Source organism: Sorangium sp. So ce1014 (assembly GCF_051521505.1).
In the GTDB taxonomy this organism is placed as follows: domain Bacteria; phylum Myxococcota_A; class Polyangia; order Polyangiales; family Polyangiaceae; genus Sorangium.
The window spans coordinates 11892355-11908649 of sequence record NZ_CP150356.1; the positions used below are offsets into that span (position 1 = coordinate 11892355).

General features: G+C 69.5%; 13 protein-coding genes. 5 read left to right on the forward strand and 8 right to left on the reverse strand.

What is annotated here, in order from left to right:
• Positions 1-300: 300 nt before the first annotated feature.
• Complete coding sequence (locus WME75_RS44795) at positions 301-2172, reverse strand: glycoside hydrolase family 15 protein (RefSeq protein WP_437484309.1); 1872 nt, start codon at positions 2170-2172, stop codon at positions 301-303.
• A gap of 119 nt (positions 2173-2291) precedes the next feature.
• On the opposite strand from WME75_RS44795, the gene WME75_RS44800 reads away from it, so the two are divergent.
• Positions 2292-2669: an SCP2 sterol-binding domain-containing protein gene (locus WME75_RS44800; protein WP_437484312.1), complete on the forward strand. Its 378-nt coding sequence runs from the start codon at positions 2292-2294 to the stop codon at positions 2667-2669.
• An 18-nt stretch (positions 2670-2687) separates the two neighbouring features.
• Positions 2688-4745, forward strand: coding sequence for an amylo-alpha-1,6-glucosidase (locus WME75_RS44805; RefSeq protein WP_437484315.1), 2058 nt, complete (start codon positions 2688-2690; stop codon positions 4743-4745).
• Positions 4746-4749: 4 nt separating this feature from the next.
• Here the strand turns inward: WME75_RS44805 and WME75_RS44810 are convergent, their stop codons facing one another.
• The 5 genes from WME75_RS44810 to WME75_RS44830 all read right to left on the reverse strand — a co-directional run bounded on the left by WME75_RS44810 (position 4750) and on the right by WME75_RS44830 (position 10459).
• Complete coding sequence (locus WME75_RS44810; protein ID WP_437484317.1) at positions 4750-5409, reverse strand: cyclase family protein; 660 nt, start codon at positions 5407-5409, stop codon at positions 4750-4752.
• Positions 5410-5474: 65 nt separating this feature from the next.
• Complete coding sequence (locus WME75_RS44815) at positions 5475-6470, reverse strand: C-terminal binding protein (RefSeq protein WP_437484319.1); 996 nt, start codon at positions 6468-6470, stop codon at positions 5475-5477.
• Positions 6471-6497: 27 nt separating this feature from the next.
• The gene (locus WME75_RS44820) at positions 6498-8276 is read right to left on the reverse strand and encodes an IlvD/Edd family dehydratase (RefSeq protein WP_437484322.1); all 1779 of its coding nucleotides are present in this window, start codon (positions 8274-8276) and stop codon (positions 6498-6500) included.
• A gap of 22 nt (positions 8277-8298) precedes the next feature.
• Entirely contained in the window at positions 8299-9429 is a 1131-nt protein-coding gene (locus tag WME75_RS44825; protein ID WP_437495058.1) for a glucose 1-dehydrogenase, read from the reverse strand.
• Between the two features lie 418 nt (positions 9430-9847).
• Positions 9848-10459 carry an NADPH-dependent FMN reductase gene (locus WME75_RS44830; protein ID WP_437484325.1) on the reverse strand — a complete coding sequence of 204 codons (612 nt, stop codon included), beginning with the start codon at positions 10457-10459 and terminating at the stop codon, positions 9848-9850.
• Between the two features lie 348 nt (positions 10460-10807).
• Between WME75_RS44830 and WME75_RS44835 the strand changes: the two genes are divergently transcribed.
• Positions 10808-12745, forward strand: a complete 1938-nt coding sequence (locus WME75_RS44835; RefSeq protein WP_437484328.1) for a hybrid sensor histidine kinase/response regulator — start codon at positions 10808-10810, stop codon at positions 12743-12745.
• A 91-nt stretch (positions 12746-12836) separates the two neighbouring features.
• Here WME75_RS44835 and WME75_RS44840 read toward each other — a convergent pair whose 3' ends face one another.
• Complete coding sequence (locus WME75_RS44840; protein WP_437484331.1) at positions 12837-13505, reverse strand: HAD family hydrolase; 669 nt, start codon at positions 13503-13505, stop codon at positions 12837-12839.
• 382 nt (positions 13506-13887) lie between these two features.
• Here WME75_RS44840 and tam point away from each other — a divergent pair, with 382 nt between their 5' ends.
• The gene (gene tam / locus WME75_RS44845) at positions 13888-14658 is read left to right on the forward strand and encodes a trans-aconitate 2-methyltransferase (RefSeq protein WP_437484334.1); all 771 of its coding nucleotides are present in this window, start codon (positions 13888-13890) and stop codon (positions 14656-14658) included.
• 40 nt (positions 14659-14698) lie between these two features.
• On the opposite strand, the gene WME75_RS44850 is transcribed toward tam, so the two are convergent.
• Positions 14699-15079 (reverse strand): hypothetical protein, encoded by a 381-nt coding sequence (locus tag WME75_RS44850; RefSeq protein ID WP_437484337.1) that lies wholly within the window; start codon positions 15077-15079, stop codon positions 14699-14701.
• A 235-nt stretch (positions 15080-15314) separates the two neighbouring features.
• Here WME75_RS44850 and WME75_RS44855 point away from each other — a divergent pair, with 235 nt between their 5' ends.
• Positions 15315-16280, forward strand: a complete 966-nt coding sequence (locus WME75_RS44855) for a hypothetical protein (protein ID WP_437484340.1) — start codon at positions 15315-15317, stop codon at positions 16278-16280.
• Positions 16281-16295 lie beyond the last annotated feature (15 nt).

Genomic DNA, 16295 nt, shown 5'->3' on the forward strand with positions numbered 1-16295 from the left:
CCGTCAAGCCGTCGCCGAAGCCGGCGAGCCGCCAGGCCTCGGAGATCCACGTTGCGGGGCCCGGACGGCCGGCGGCCCGAAGACGCCGTCCGGGTACGCGGGGCCAGATATGTGAGACATGGCACAAAATAGGTGCCGGCAGTCAAGTCAAGAGATTTCGTTCGCATCGATCGCGTTGCGCGGTGAACATCCTCTTTACTACCAATTTCTACAACGATCCCGCCCATCTTGCGAAAATCCGTGTAATTCCGAGCTCTTGTGGCAGTCCTGCATTTGCACACCTGAAGCTGGTGGCCGAAACTACGCTGCGGACGGAATGTGCACCTTCTTCCCGGCGCGCTTCGCGTCGATGATGTGAGCCGTGTTGACGAGCCCGATGTGAGAGAACGCCTGCGGGAAATTGCCGAGCTGGCGACCCAGCTCAGGGCTGTACTCCTCGGCGAGCAGGCCGACGTCATTGCGGAGCGAAACCAGCCGATCGAGGAGCGCCTCCGCGTCGTCCAGGCGACCGGCCATCGCGTAGTTGTCGGCGAGCCAGAAGCTGCAGATCAGGAACGTCCCTTCGTGGCCCGGCAGTCCATCCACCCCCGTATCGGTCGCGTAGCGCAGGACGAGACCATCCCGGGTGAGGCCCTTCTCGATCGCTGCGACGGTGGACAGCATGCGCGGGTCGTCGGCGGCCAGAAAGCCCATGTGCGGTATCAGGAGCACGCTGGCGTCGAGCGCGTCCGAGCCGTACGATTGCGTGAACGCGCCGATGCGCGCGTTGAATCCGCGCGCGAGCAGGTCGCTGCGGATCTCCTCGCGCAACGCGCGCCACCGCTGGGTCCGCTGCCCCAGTCGATGCTGTCCGCCTGCTCCGAACTCCTCGATCATGCGCACGGCGCGATCCACGGCCACCCAGGCCATCAGCTTCGAATGCGTGAAGTGTAGCTGCTTTGCCCCGCGGACCTCCCAGATGCCTTCGTCCGGCCGCTGCCAGGCCTTCTCGACGAAGTCGACGATCTCCACGATGGGGTCCCAGGTGTGCGGCAGATCCGGCAGCCCCTGCACGTGGGCGTCATAAAGCGTGTTGAGCACCTCGCCGTAGACGTCGAGCTGAAACTGATCGTATGCGCCATTGCCGATCCGCACTGGCTTGGATTCCTCGTATCCCGGGAGCCACGGCAGCTCGATCTCGGTGAGCCGGTGCTCGCCGGCCACGCCGTACATGATCTGCAGCTGCGCAGGAGCGCCGGCCACCGCGCGCATGAGCCAGTCGCGCCACGCCTCGGCTTCCTCCAGGTACCCGCCGCGCATCAGCGCGTCGAGCGTGAGGGTGGAGTCCCGCAACCAGCAGTAGCGATAGTCCCAGTTGCGAACGCCGCCGAGATCCTCCGGCAAGGAGGTCGTCGGCGCCGCCACGATTCCGCCCGTGGGCGCATAGGTGAGCGCCTTCAGCGTGAGGAGCGACCGCACCACGGCGTCACGAAAGCGGCCCTGGTAGGGACAGCGGCTCGCCCACGCTCGCCAGTGATGCTCCGCTCGCGCGAGCTCCCGCTCCGCGTCGACGGGGTGGTCGGGGGCGTGCTCGTGCGACGGGAAAAAGGTGAGGGTGAACGGCAGGCGCTGCCCCGCGCGGACGATGAAGCTCGCCTCCAGCCGTGCGGCGTCCCAGTCGAGGTCGAGCGGCGCAGGGCTGCGGAACACGAGCGCAGCCGGTCCGGACGTGAGCGTGGCCCGGCCTCCATCGCACTGGATCCAGGGGATCACGCGGCCATAGCCGAACCGCGCGATCAGATCGGAGTGCATCGGGACATCGCCCTCGATCCCCTCGACGATCCGGATGACGTCGTGCGCGGCGACACCCTGGATGGCCTCGTCGACCTGGGCGGCATCGTGCGCGACGACCCCCGGAGGCATGAAGTCGATCAACCGCGCCCGTCCGCTGTCACAGATGAACTCGGTCTCGAGGACCAGCGTGTCCGGCCGGTACCGTCGCTCCACGGTTCGTATCCTCGTCGCTGGCCGGAGCGTCCAGTAACCGTGGTCGTCATGGCCGAGCAGCCTCGCGAAACACGCGTCCGAGTCGATGCGCGGAAGGCACAGCCAGTCGAGCGAGCCGTTACGCGAGATCAAACCGACCGTCGTCGTGTCACCGATGAGACCATAATGTTCGATCGGAGTTGGCATGGCTACTACATGCGCGCCGATGCCCGGCCCGCAAGCCCGGAGGCGAGCTGGGCACGCCCCTTGCTTCGCTGGCCGAAGGCGCGAAGGCGAGACTGGTAACCCGGAACCACGGAGCCATCATGCGGCAAGCAAGGGATCTCATCGAGGCCCTCGTGATGGGGCGGTACGACGCCCGTTTGCGAGGCACACGCAAGGTATGTGCTCTGCAGTTCACCGACGACGAGCGCGTCGCGGTGGAGGTCAACGATGGGTCGTTCGGAATCGCGCCCGAGGGCGCGCGCGAGGATTGCCAGCTCTCCTGCTCGCTCGACGACTTCTCGCGCATCGCTCGCGGCGAACAGAACCTGATCACCGCGATCATGCAGGGTCGCGTCGCAGCGCGAGGAGATCTGGTCATCGCGCAGATGTTCCAGAGCGTCTTCTGCCCGGGCGACGGACAGGCCCCCGAAGAGACGCCCCGGGGGACGAGCGAGCTCCCGAAGCGACGCGCGGGCTGATCATCGTCGGAGGGAGACATGGAACGTCAAGTGAGCATCCTGGACGGCGGAACGTTCGTCGTCAGCGACCTGCGCGGCAACATCGAACATTCCGTCAACCGCCCGCTCGGCCTCTTTCATCTCGATACGCGCTTTCTCTCCGAATGGATCTTGACGATCGACGGCGTCGTGCCGGCCGCGCTGTCCACCGACGACGTGCAGTACTTCCAGGCCCAGTTCTTCCTCGTCCCGAGGCCTGCGGCGATGTACGTCCAATCGACCCTGTCGGTCGTCCGGACCCGGTTTGCGGGCGACGGGTTCCACGAGGACCTCCTGCTCATGAACCACGACAAGTCCCCTGTCGATCTCGACGTCCGCATCCGAGCCGCCGCCGATTTCGCCGACCTGTTCGAGGTCAAGGACATGCTTGAAAAGAGAGGCGAGCACTATCACCGCGTCGAGGACAACCGACTCGTGCTCGGATACCGGCGCGAGCGCTTCGTGCGCGAGACATGGATCTCCGCATCGCAGCCCGCGCGGATCGAGCCGGGCGGCCTCGCCTTCCGGGTGCACATCGAGCCGCACGGCACCTGGAGCACCTGCCTCGACGTCCTGGCGGCGATCGACGGGCTGGAGGAGCGGCACAGCCGGGTGAAGTATGCCCACGGCGAGAGCCATGCGCGCCCGAACATCGGCACCAGCCTCGAGAGCTGGCTCGACAGGGCACCACGACTCATCACCTCGAACGATGCCCTCGCGCGAACGTACCAGCGGAGCCTCATCGACCTGGCCGCGCTGCGCTTCTTCTCGAAGCTCATGCCGGACGCCGCCATACCGGCCGCTGGCCTGCCGTGGTTCATGGCGGCGTTCGGCCGCGACAGCGTCATCACGAGCCTGCAAGCGTTGCCGTTCGTCCCCGAGCTCTCGCGCTCCACGCTCCGCTACCTCGCGCGCCGCCAGGGCACCCGCCGGGACGACTTCCGGGACGAGGAGCCGGGGAAGATCCTCCACGAGGTCCGGTGGGGCGAGCTGACCGCCTTCGAAGAGCGGCCCCACTCGCCCTATTTCGGCGCTGCCGACTCGACGCCGCTCTTCCTGATCCTGCTCGACGAGTACGAGCGCTGGACCGGCGACGCGGAGCTCGTCCTGTCGATGGAGCACGCCGCGCGCGCGGCGCTTCAATGGATCGACGAATGGGGGGATCGGGATGGCGACGGGTATGTCGAGTACGACACGCGCAACCCCGCGACTGGCCTGGAGAACCAGTGCTGGAAAGACTCATGGGACGCCATCGTGTTTCACGACGGATCGCTCGCGCCGCGGCCTCTCGCGTGCTGTGAGATCCAGGGGTACGTCTACGACGCGAAGGTGCGGAGCGCCCGGCTCGCGCGCGAGCTCTGGCGGGACCCCGAGCTCGCGGCGCGCCTGGAGCGAGAGGCGGAGGAGCTGAAACGTCGATTCAACCAGGACTTCTGGCTCGACGATCGCGGGTTCTTCGCGCTCGCCCTGGATGGCCAGAAGCGCAGGGTCGATTCCCTGACCTCGAACATCGGCCACTTGCTCTGGAGCGGCATCGTCGAGGAATCCAGGGCCGAACGGGTGGTCGAGCACCTCCTCGGCCCCCGCCTGTTCAGCGGTTGGGGTGTGCGTACCATGGCCGACGACGAAGGCGGGTACAACCCCATCGGCTATCACGTGGGTACGGTCTGGCCGCACGACAACTCGTTGATCGCGCTCGGGCTCCAGCGCTACGGCTTCAGCGTGGAGGCCGGGCGTGTCGCGACGAGCAACCTGGCGGCGGCTTCCTTCTTCCATTACCGCTTGCCTGAGGCGTTCGCCGGGTATCCGCGAGAGCTCACGAAGTTTCCGGTCGAGTATCCTACCGCGTGCAGCCCCCAGGCGTGGGCCGCCGGGGCTCCCCTGCTCTTTCTCCGCGTCTTGCTCGGGCTGGAGCCGGTGGGCAACCGCCTGGTCGTCGATCCGGCGGTCCCTGCCGAGCTCGGGGAGATTCGACTCCTCGACATCCCTGGGCGCTGGGGCAGGAGCGACGCCTTCGGCCGCGCGCGTCCGGGGCCGGAGGGCCATGGTCCAATTTGACCACCTACGATCGCCGCCGGCGTAAAACGACCCGCGCAGGAGCGCCGTCGAGGTCCTCCAGGCGGATCGGCAGACCGACGAAGTCGTACCAACCGTGCTCGACGCGCGAGAGATCCAGCCCTTCAATGACGCAGACGCCCGCGGCGAGCAGGATTTGGTGCGTCTCGGCGCCATCATCCATGCCTCCGATCGACAGGTAGTCGATCCCCACGGTCCAGACGCCTCGCTCGACCAGGTGACGGGCCGCATCCAGGGACAGGTAGGTGTAATCGGAGCGAAATCGCGGGTCGTCCCAGGTTCGGGAGTTCCTCGTCTTGAACAGGACTCGGTCGCCCGGATGGAGCTCGACCCGCGCGAGGTGGGCCGGCCGAATCCGATCGGCCTCTCCGAGATCGAGGACGCGCGCGGGCCCGATCAACCGATCGAGCGGAATGCGGTCGACACCCGCCCCACGGCGTATGAAATGAGCCGGAGCATCCACGTGCGTGCCGGTGTGGACGCCGAGCGAGAGGCGCGAGACGGTCGCCGGATCGCCGCGCTCGAGATGGTGCGTCTGGACGATCTCTACATCGGGGTTGTCCGGCCAGTGCACCATGCCGTTACGGATCGGCACGCTCACGTCGAGCCAGGGCTCCTCGGACCGGTTCAGGGCTGGTTGTTGCATGGATGCGTCCATCGATCATCAAAAGGCATCCGCCATGCCCGCTGGCGCCGACGACGCCGGCGACCTCACGCGGCTTTCAGGTTCACGGGCGACATCGGCTCCTGCCCGGAGAGAACCCGAACGACCTCGTTCGCCGCGAACCGCCGGACGAACTCGAGCGCCTCCTCGGAGTAGTAGGCCGCGTGGGGCGACAGGACGACATTATCGAGCGAGAAGAGCGGGCTCGCCGGCGTCCAGTCGCGCCGCTTCGCCGGCTCCTCGGCGATGTCGTCGAGCCCGGCGCCTGCGATCCACCCCTCCCGGAGCGCCCTGTGCAGAGCGTCGTCGTCGATGATGGGCCCGCGGGCGGTGTTCACGAGGATGGCTGTCGGCTTCATGCGCCGGAGCTCGCGCTCCCCGAGGAGACCACGCGTCTCGGACGTGAGCGGCGCCTGGACGACGACGTAGTCGGAGCGCTCCAGGAGCTCGTCGAAGGACACGGGGATAGCGCCAGCGGCGCGGATCTCGTCCGGGTCGAGAAAGGGGTCGTGCGCCGTGACGCGCACGCCGAAGCTCGCCATCCGCGCGCCGATACCCCGGGCGATCGCGCCGAACGACAGGAGACCCAGGGTCGCCCCCCGCATCCGGTGGATGGGCCGGCCATCCTGCCAGGACCAGGATCCGCCGCGCGTGGCGCGATCGTACGAGGGCAGCTTGCGGGCGAGCGTGAGCAGGAGCGCCACGGCGTGGTCGGCGACCTCGTCGGCGCACCAATCGTTCGGCGCATTGGTCACGCGGATCCCACGCTTCGTCGCCGCCGCGACGTCGACCGTGTCGACGCCGGTGCCGTACCGAGCGATGACCCGGCAGCGGCGGAGCCCCGAGATGGCTCGCTCCTTGACCTCTGCGTACTGCGTGAGCACGCCGACCGCATCGCGCGCGGCGGCCACGACGTCCTCCTCGGTCTTGCATTGCGCGGCGACCACCTCCAGGCCGGCCGGTTCCATGATGGAGCGCTCGATATCGATTTCGCCGAAATCGTGGTCCAGCACGACGACCGGCCCCGTCTGTTTCATGCTCATGGTTCTCACCTCAGCTTCCCGAGCCGTTCAGTGCGAGTGGCGAGGCAGCCCGCGAAGCTGAACGAGGTGCTGGTACCGGATGGCCGGCTCGAAGCACGCGCCGGTCGACAGCGGGCCGACCGAGCTCCGGTAGAGCTCCTGCCATGGAGTCTGGTCCTCGCAGTGCGACGGCGTGATGGACTTGCGGCGCTGCTCGATCTCGTCGTCGGAGAGCAGCACGTCCACGCGGCGACGGCGCAGATCGATCTGGATGCGATCCCCGGTCCGGAGCAGCGCGAGGCCCCCTCCCGTCGCGGACTCGGGCGACGCGTTCAGGATCGAGGGGCTGTCCGACGTACCGCTCTGGCGGCCGTCGCCGAGCGTCGGCAGCGACATCACCCCGCGCCGGACCAGCGCGTCGGGCGGCTGCAGGTTCACGACCTCCGCGGAGCCCGGATAACCAACCGGCCCCGTGCTGCGCATGACGAGGATGCAGCTCTCGTCGATTCCGAGCGATGGGTCGTTGATGCGCGCGTGGTAATCCTCCGGCCCGTCGAAGACGACGGCCCGCGCCGTGAAGACGTCGGGGTGCTCGGGGTCCGACAGGTAGCGGTTGCGAAAGGCCTCGCAGATCACGCTCGTCTTCATGACGGCCGAGTCGAAGAGGTTCCCGCTCATGACGAGCAAGCCTGCCGCGCGCAGCAGGGGCGCTTCGTACGGTCGGATCACGTCGCGGTCGGTGGCGGCGGCGTTCGCCACGTTCTCCCCCACCGTGTGTCCGGAGACCGTGAGGGCATCCGCGTGGAGGCGACCCGCGCGGAGCAGCTCGTTCATGACGGCGGGCGCGCCTCCCGCGCGATGGAAGTCCTCGCCCAGGACGCGCCCGGCGGGCTGGCAATCGACGAGCAAGGGCACGTCTTGCCCCACCCTCTGCCAATCGTCGTTGGTCAAGTCGACCCCGATATGGCGCGCGATGGCATTCAGATGGATCGGACAGTTGGGCGACGCGCCGATCGCAGAGGCGACGGCGATGGCGTTCTCGAACGCCGCCTTGGTCATGATCGCGCTCGGCTTCAGGTCCTCGTGGACCATCTCCACGATCCGGCGTCCGGTCGCGTACGCCATCTGCGCGCGTTCCCGGTGCGGCGCCGGGATCGCCGCGCATCCGGGCAACGACATCCCGACGGCCTCGGCGAGGACGTTCATCGACAGGGCCGTTCCCATGGTGTTGCAGTGTCCCGCGCTGGGCGCTGCCGCGGCGACCATGCCCATGAACTCTGCGTAATCGATCGCGCCGGCCGCCAGCAGCCTGCGCGCCTCCCAGAGCACGAGCCCCGAGCCGGCGAGCCTCCCCTGGTAGTATCCGTTCAACATGGGCCCGCCCGAGAGCACGATCGCGGGCAGGTCGACCGTCGCTGCCGCCATCAGGCAGGACGGCGTCGTCTTGTCGCAGCCCGTCGTGAGCACCACGCCGTCGATCGGGTATCCGAAGAGCACCTCCACCAGCCCGAGGTACGCGAGGTTCCTGTCGAGGGCTGCGGTGGGCCTCTTGCCTGTCTCCTGGAGGGGGTGCGCCGGAAATTCCAGCGGGATCCCGCCGGCGTCGCGCACGCCCTCCTTGACCCGGACGGCCAGGCTCAGATGGTGTCGGTTGCATGGTACGAGATCGCTCCCCGTCTGGGCGATCCCGATGATGGGGCGGCCGGCCTGGAGCTCTCCGAGGGTCAGCCCGAAGTTCAGGTAGCGCTCGACGTACAGCGCCGTCATCTCCGGATTGGTCTCGTCGTCCCACCACGCCTGGCTTCGCAGCTTTCGCCTCTCGCTCATCGCTCGTTCACTTTCTGCGATCCTATGGCGCCGCGGCCCGCCCGGGAGCCGGGAGCCCTTCGTCGCGCGTTGCCGTGCCGGCCTCTGCGATCCGGATCACCGTCTTCACGCCACCCCCTGGCTCTCGCAGCAAGGCCGGCACCTCGTCGAGCGCTACACGTCGCGTGATTACGCGTCGCACGGCGTCGGGAAACAGCACCAGGAACCGCTCGAGCATGCGAGCGGCTTGCTCGTAGGACTCGCGGTCGGCGTTCACGGTCCCGAGCATCACCTGGTTCTGCAGGACGAGATCGCGCATCAAACCGGCTGCGTCGAAGCCGATCGCGGGCCTCGGGGCGGGGACGCCCGTGAGGATGAACACGCCGTTCGGCGCCAGCGCGGCGACGGTCTGGAACGCGAATTCGGGCACGCCGACCGCTTCGATGATCACATCGAACCGCCCGGCGCGGCGCACGAGCCCGTGGACGTCGGTGGAGGCGCTCGACACGTAGTCGGCGCCGATGCTGCGCACGAGCTGCGCCCGGTCGTCGTCGTCCGGCTCCCTCGAGAAGACGACCGTTCGAGCTCCCCTCGCAACCAGGCCCATCGCCGTGAGCACGCCGATCGGTCCAGCGCCGAGGACCAGGCCCCGCGCCCGGCCATGATCCCACGGCAGGCGCGCCAGGATGGCGTCGAGCTGGGCGAACGCTTTGGCCGTGATGCTCAGCGGCTCGACGAGGGCGCCGAGCTCGCCGACCGCCGGTGGGACGGGAACGAGGTAGCGTTCCTCCTCGACGACGAACTCGGTCATGAAGCCGCCAGCCCCGCAGATACCGCGCTCGATGAACTCGCCCGTCGTGCAAAAGTCCTGACGCCCGGCGCGACAGGCAGGGCACTCGACGCGGTGGCAGGGCCGGCGCACGGTCGGCACCACGAGATCTCCGGGACGAACGCGCTCCACGCCCTCACCCGTTCGCACCGCTTCCGCGACGGCCTCGTGTCCCAGCACCAGCCGGTCCGTCCCTGGAGGAGCGGATCCGTAGGCGAATCCCGCGATCTCTCGGTCCGTTCCGCACACGCCCACTTCGAGCATGCGAAGCAGCACGTGCCCGCGCGCCAGCGGCAGGGTATCCGGTCCGTCTTCCTCCACGAGACGCACCACCCTTTCGGCCATGAAGGCAGCAACTGATCTCACGCGTCCCCCTCCCCTGCGAGCATTTGCCCGCGCGCCGCCGCGCGGTTGGCTCCATGGGTAGCCCGTACGAACGCGGCAAGCCCCCTCTGGGCAGACGGGTCCGCGACTCCCGGGCGACCGAGCTAGATAGCGGCGCCTCGGGTACGGTCAGGCTGTCGAGCGCTCTCCCTCGTCAGCGGGCCGGTCCGGCGGCGCCATCAACTCGGGACCCACCGGGTCGCACACCGTCGCTCCGTGCGCGCTCAGCCGCGCCGAGCCGCTCGGCATCGAGACGCGGTCGCTGCTCCTCGCCGCGACCGAGCGCGACGGTCCGAGCCTCGCGTTCCGCGCGAGCACGCGGCCGCGGTCCGGTCTCTCTCCCGGGCTGGAGGCGGGCTGGAGGCGGACAGTCGGCCGGCTACATTCCGAAGGGATATCGGGTCAGGTTGATTGCGCCGCTTTCGCGGACCTGCTGCAGCGCTTTCCCGTACTGGAGGAGGAGGCCCAGCGCGTAGTGGAACCGCTCGCGGATGCGCCCGTCATCGGGCGATTGCGGCTCCGCCGGGTCGTTGAGGAGGTCGCGGACGTGGCGCACGATCACGTGGTCCGGGATGTAGCAGAGGTACGTGTTCTTGTAGCTGCTCATGCGCAGCTCGGCGATCGGGTAGGAGCCGCCCAGGCTCGCGGAGACCGCGACGATGAGCGCGGGCTTGTGCGCGAGCTCGCCCTTGGAGCAGAGGAGGAAGAAGTTCTTCAGCGCCGCGGGGACCATGCCGCTCCACTCCGGCGTCACGATCACGAAGGCGTCGGACGCGGTGAGCTCGGCGGAGATGGGGGACCAGAGGCGCTCCCATTTCTCCGAGGGCTGCCATGCCTCCGGGTCCCAGAGCGGCAGCGGGTTGTCGGCGAGATCGAGCACGTAGGTGGAGGAGACCTCCGCCGCCGAGGTCAGCTGCCGCTGCACGTAGCGGGCGACCTTCCCCGATTCGGAGCCATTGCGGTGACTACCTGAGATGACAGAGAGCTTCATGGGGCGTTGCATGCGGCGGGCGCGGGATCGCGCGGCGCTCCTGGCTATCGGTGGATTGCGGCGCGGGATGCTACCCCGGCCTCGCGCGTCGAGTCGAGGATTCCATCGGTGCGCCGCGCGCAGGCGAGAGGCGACTCCGGCCCACGGCGAGCCGCCGCAGCGCCGGCGCTGCCGTGGCGGGCCGAGCCGGCTCGTTTCGGCAGCTGTCAGCGGCGCGCCGTTTGGTCTACGATGGCCGCGACGCGCGCCGGACCGCCGGCACGCCGTTCGGCGGTCCGGCGGGGTGTCGCCGGGGGAGGGCGGGTGACAGCGACTCGAGAAGAGCGGAAACGCGCGGAGAATCCATCGATGTCCGGGGCAGGGAGCTCCGGCGACGGCGGCCCTCGACGCGAGCTCGACCGGGCTTCCGCGGAGCTGTTGAGCGAGCGCGACCTTCACCACACGCTCGAGGTCGCGGGCATGGCCGTCGCCACCGGGGAGCCGCCGACGTCGAGGATCCTCGCCGTCAGCCCGGAGTTTTGCGCGCTGACGGGCTACTCCGAGGCGGAGCTCCTCGAGCGCACCTTCGTCGACCTCACGCACCCTGATGATCGCTCGCGGGATCTCGCCATCTACCACGAGGCGGTCGGCGGCGGCGCGGATCGCGAGTGGCGCAGCGAGAAGCGGTTCGTCCGGAAGGACGGCGCCATCCGGTGGGTCGTGGTTCGCGGCGCGGTGTTCAGGGACGAGCGCGGCAACGCGGTGCGCGCGGTCGGCGTGATCGAGGACATCACCGAGCGCAAGCAGGCGGAGGAGGCGCTGCGCCGCAGCGAGGAGCGCTTCCGCGCGGCCCAGGAGCTCTCGCTCGACGCGTTCTTCGTGCTGCGCGCGGCGCGCGACGAGGGGGGCCGCGTCGCCGACTTCGTGTTCGAGTTCGCGAACCCGGCCGCCGGCCGGCTCCTCCGCAGGCCCGTGGAGGCGTTCGTCGGCCGGCGGCTCCTCGACGTGCTGCCCGACCAGCGGACGGACCTGTTCCCGCTCTACGTGCGGGTGGTCGAGACCGGCGAGCCGCACGACATCGAGGTCGGGTACACGGCCGACGGGCACCGCATGTGGGTCCGCAACATGGCCGTGAAGGTCGGCGACGGCGTGGCGGTCTCCTGCAGCGACATCACCGCGCGCAAGCAGGCCGAGCAGGCGCTCCTGGACGCCGATCGCCGCAAGGACGAGTTCCTCGCGATGCTGGCGCACGAGCTCCGGAACCCGCTCTCGGCCATCCAGTTCGCGCTCCGCGTCTCGCAGATGCCCTCGGTGCCCGAGCCGCGGCGGGCGTGGGCGCAGGCGGTCATGCAGCGGCAGCTGAGCCAGCTCGGCCGCATGGTCGACGATCTGCTCGACGTCTCGCGGATCACCCGCGGCAAGATCACGCTGAAGCAGGAGCCGCTCGATCTCGGCCATGTCGTTTACCAGGCGGTGGCGGCGGCCGCGCCGCTGATCGACGCCTCCAAGCACGAGCTCACGCTCGACGTGGGGCCGCGGCCGCTCTCGGTGTTCGGCGACACCGCGCGCCTGGAGCAGGTGATCGTCAACCTGCTCACGAACGCCGCGAAGTACACCCGCGAGGGCGGGCGGATCTGGCTCACCGCGCGCCCGGAGGGGGCGGAGGTCGTCGTCCGGGTGAAGGACACGGGCTACGGCATTCCGGAGGAGATGCTGCCGCGCGTGTTCGACCTGTTCGAGCAGGCGCACCCGACGCTCGACCGCGCGCGCGGAGGGCTCGGCATCGGGCTCACGCTGGTGAAGCGGCTCGTCGAGATGCACAGCGGCTCGGTGTCGGCCGCGAGCGAGGGCGAGGGCCGCGGCAGCGAGTTCACGGTGCGCCTGCCCGCCGCGGAGCCGCTGGGCGAGCCCGAGGGGGCGCCCGGGCCGGTCGCGGGCGCGCTCGCGCGCCGGATCCTCGTCGTGGACGACAACCGCGACCATGCGCTCGCCCTCGCCCTCCTCCTGGAGCAGGCGGGCCACGTGACCGCGCTGGCCCACGACGGTCCTGAAGCGCTGGCGGCGGCGCGCAGCTTCGCGCCCGAGGTGGTCCTGCTCGACATCGGCCTGCCGAAGATGGACGGCTACGAGGTCGCCCGGAGGATGCGGGGCGAGGCGGGCGCCGGGGCCCTGAGGATCGTCGCCTTCACGGGGTACGGGCAGCAGGACGATCTGCGCAGATCCAGGGAGGCCGGGTGCGATGCCCACCTGATCAAGCCCATCGCTCCCGAGGTGCTGTTCGCGCACATCGCGGGCGGCGAGCGATAGCGAGCTCTAGCGGGGTCGAGCGCGGCCGGGCGCCTCGCACCACGGTGCGCTGTCGCGGGGTCTCCTCGGCCTCGGGCGCGGTGTTCGCGCCTCAGGCGCCCCCGGCGAGGGGCGACGTCTCCAGGTGCGCCAGGAGGTCGGCCGGACCGTCGTACACGGCGATGGCTCCCGCGAGCCCGCTGTCGGTCCAGCCGCCCGAGCGGAAGCCGATCGTGCGCAGGCCGGCCCGCGCTGCCGCCTCGACATCGTAGGGCGTGTCGCCGATCATCACGACCTCCCCGGGCGGCAGCTTCAGGTCGTCGAGCGCCGCTTGCACGATGTCGGGATCCGGCTTGGATTGCTCGGCGTCGCTCGACGACGTGGCGCTCTCGATGACCCCATCGGCGCCGGTGAGCTTGAGGAGCTCGCGGAGCTTCTCCTCCTGGGCCGAGCTCGCGATGACGATCTTGATGCCGCGGCGGTGGAGCTCCTCGAGCAGCTCCTTCGTCCCGGGGAAGGCGCGGAGCTCGGGCAAGAGCTGCTTCATGAAGATCTCCGAGCAGCGCCCGCTGATCCTCTTCCCTTCCGGGCTGTCGCTGGAGATCCCCGTCACCTTGGGGAGGAGCTTGTCGCCGCCCATCCCGATGAGCCGCCGCACCTCCTCGAAATGGACCTTGTGTCCGAACTCCTCCAGCGCATCGATCCAGGCGCGCGCATGCGCGTCGTTGCTGTCGATCAGGGTGCCGTCGACATCAAAAATTACGCCGCGAATGGATGCCATGACCCGGGACCTCTCCTGTTCGCGGCGTGACGGCGGCCGGGTTCCCGGACAGCGCCGCCAAGGGGCCGCTGGACTCCGGGCGGGCATCGAGCAATGCACATGCCGGGCGCGGCGGCGCCGCGCGGGCGCGCGCCGCTCACGTCGCCGCCGTGGCGACCTGGCAGGCTTGTGGCACATCGCCCCGCGGCAGGCCGGCGGTCGCCGCGGGGACGCGATTGGGGAGCAGCGGCGCGAGCACGGAGCGGGGCGCCGGCGGACGGGGGGGAGTCGAGAGCCGGTTTCGGCGTCGACAGGCGCGACGGGATCTGATGGAAGTAGACGAGCTCATGAGAGGGCAGCGGGGGAGCTCATGTGCTGCTGCGCTGGTCCGGTGGAGAGCGCAATGGCGGATTGGGATCCTGCTCAGTACCTGAAGTTCGAGGACCAGAGGGCCCGACCGGCGGTCGACCTGCTCGGCAGGGTCGACGTCGACGTGCCGGGCGAGATCGTCGATCTCGGCTGCGGGGCGGGCAACATCACCCGTCTCCTGGCGCAGCGCTTCCCGGACCGGGGGATCGTCGGGGTCGACAGCTCGCCGGAGATGCTGGCGAAGGCGCGCGCCGCGCTGCCGGGGGCGCGGTTCATCGAGGGCGATATCGCGCGCTTCGTGCCGCCCGCGCCGCCGGCGCTGATCTTCAGCAACGCCGCGCTCCACTGGCTGGATGACCACCCGGCGCTGTTTCCAGCGCTCCTCGGGCGGCTCGCGCGCGGCGGCGTGCTGGCGGTGCAGATGCCGAGGAACCACGGCGCGCCGTCGCACACGGCGATGGTGGAGGCGAGCCGGGGTCCGCGCTTCCGCGACAAGCTGGCGCCGGTGGTGCGGGAGAGCCCGGTCGCGGCGCCTGCGGCGTATTACAGCGTGCTGGCGCCGCACGCGGCGCAGGTCGACCTCTGGGAGACCGAGTACCTGCATGTCCTCGAGGGCGAGAGCCCGGTTGTCGAGTGGACCCTGGGGACGGCGCTGCGTCCGCTGCTCACGGTGCTCGATGAGGACGAACGGGCCGAGTTCCTGGAGGCGTACGGGAGGCGCCTGGCTGCGGCTTATCCGAAGGCCGCGGACGGGAAGACGCCGTTTCCGTTCCGGAGGTTGTTCCTCGTCGCCAGGGCGAGGTGAGCGCCGGATTGCGCTGGTGCAGCGCGGGCGCTGCGATGGATCAGCGCGTGTACTCGACGGCGCTGACGCCCTCGGCCTGGGGGAGCACGGTCACGAGCGCCTGCGCCCCGAAGGAGCTCGACGAGAGGGAGGAGCGGACGACGACGAGCCATGTCTGGTCGCTCCTGCGCGCGACGAGGATGGCGCACCGTTCGCCCTGAGGCGTGCCCGCGCGCGCCTCGGCCTCCTCCACGACGCGCGCCTCGGAGGCGGCGCAGCCGTGAACGTCGAACTTGCGGTGCGACAGCGCGGTGAGCGCCACGCTCGCCGCCTTCGTGGCGCGCGTCGTGGACGAGTCCGCCGCCGGAGCGGCCGGGCCCGGGGCGCATCCGGAGGAGAGCGCTGCGAAGAGGGGGACCCATCGGGCGATCGTGCGTGTCACGGGCGATGTCGTATCGCGACGGCGGCTCCGGGGGAAGCCCTCGTCGCGAGAGGGCCGGCGGGCGCCGGCCTGCGGCCGCAGCTGAAGGGCGCGCAGGGCCGGTGCGCGCGAGCCCGGACGGGCTATTACGTTATCGAACCGTGACTCGTTTGACTCATTCACACCTACGGGAACCATGATTTGAATCCCTGTGCGCAGCTTGCCCATCTCCATAGCTCGCAGTAGCGTGCCGCCCATGCCGACGCTTGAGCACAACGGTCTCGTCGACATGTTCCGCGAGAAGCCGTCGCTCGCGCCTCACTTCCTCGAGATCCTCTTTCATCTGGATCTCCCGCCATACGCCGCGGTTGCGGTGGTCGAGGCCTCGCTGGATCAGCTCATCCCGGTCGAGTTCCGCGCTGATCTGGTGCTCGAGCTCCGCGACGGCGGTGGGGCGGTGGTGCTCGCCATCGTCCTCGAGGTCCAGCGCGACATCGATCGGCGCAAGGGTTACTCGTGGCCCGTCTATATTGCGGTCGTGCGGGCGCAGAAGGAGTGCCAGGCCATCGTCCTGGTCGTCGCCCCCGACGCCGAGGTGGCCACCTGGGCCGCGCAGAAGATCGATCTGGGCCTGGGGCTTGGAACGGTCCAGCCGCTGGTGCTGGGTCCGGCGATCGTTCCCGAGGTGACGGATCAGGGCGAGGCGGAAAAGGAGACAGAGCTCGCCATTCTCTCGGCTGCGGCGCATGGCAACGGAGCGAACGGGCTCGCCGTGGTGGAGGCTGCGCTCGGCGCGCTCGGACGGTTCGACCTCGAGCACGCGGCGGTGTACTTCCAGATCGTCTACAATGCGTTGCGTGACCCCATGCGGAGGGCCCTGGAGGCGCTGATCATGGAAAGGCAGACAGAAGGCAAGGCAACTTTCCCCCCGTTCGCCCAGCAGCTCATCGAGCGCGGCCGGATCGAGGGCATCCGCGAGGGCAAGCTCGAGGGCATCCGCGAGGGCATCCGCGAGGGCATCCGCGAGGGCATCCGCGAGGGCATCCGCGAGGGGGAGCTCAACGGGAAGCGCGACGCCTTGCTCAGGCTGCTCGCTCGTGCAGGCATCGCGCTCACCGACGACGATCGCGCGCGCATCGCGGCGTGCACGGATCCGGCGACCCTCGATCGCTGGGTCGATAACGTCCTCGGGGCAAAGAAGGCTTCGGACGTGCTCTCCTGACGCACCGGGGAGCCT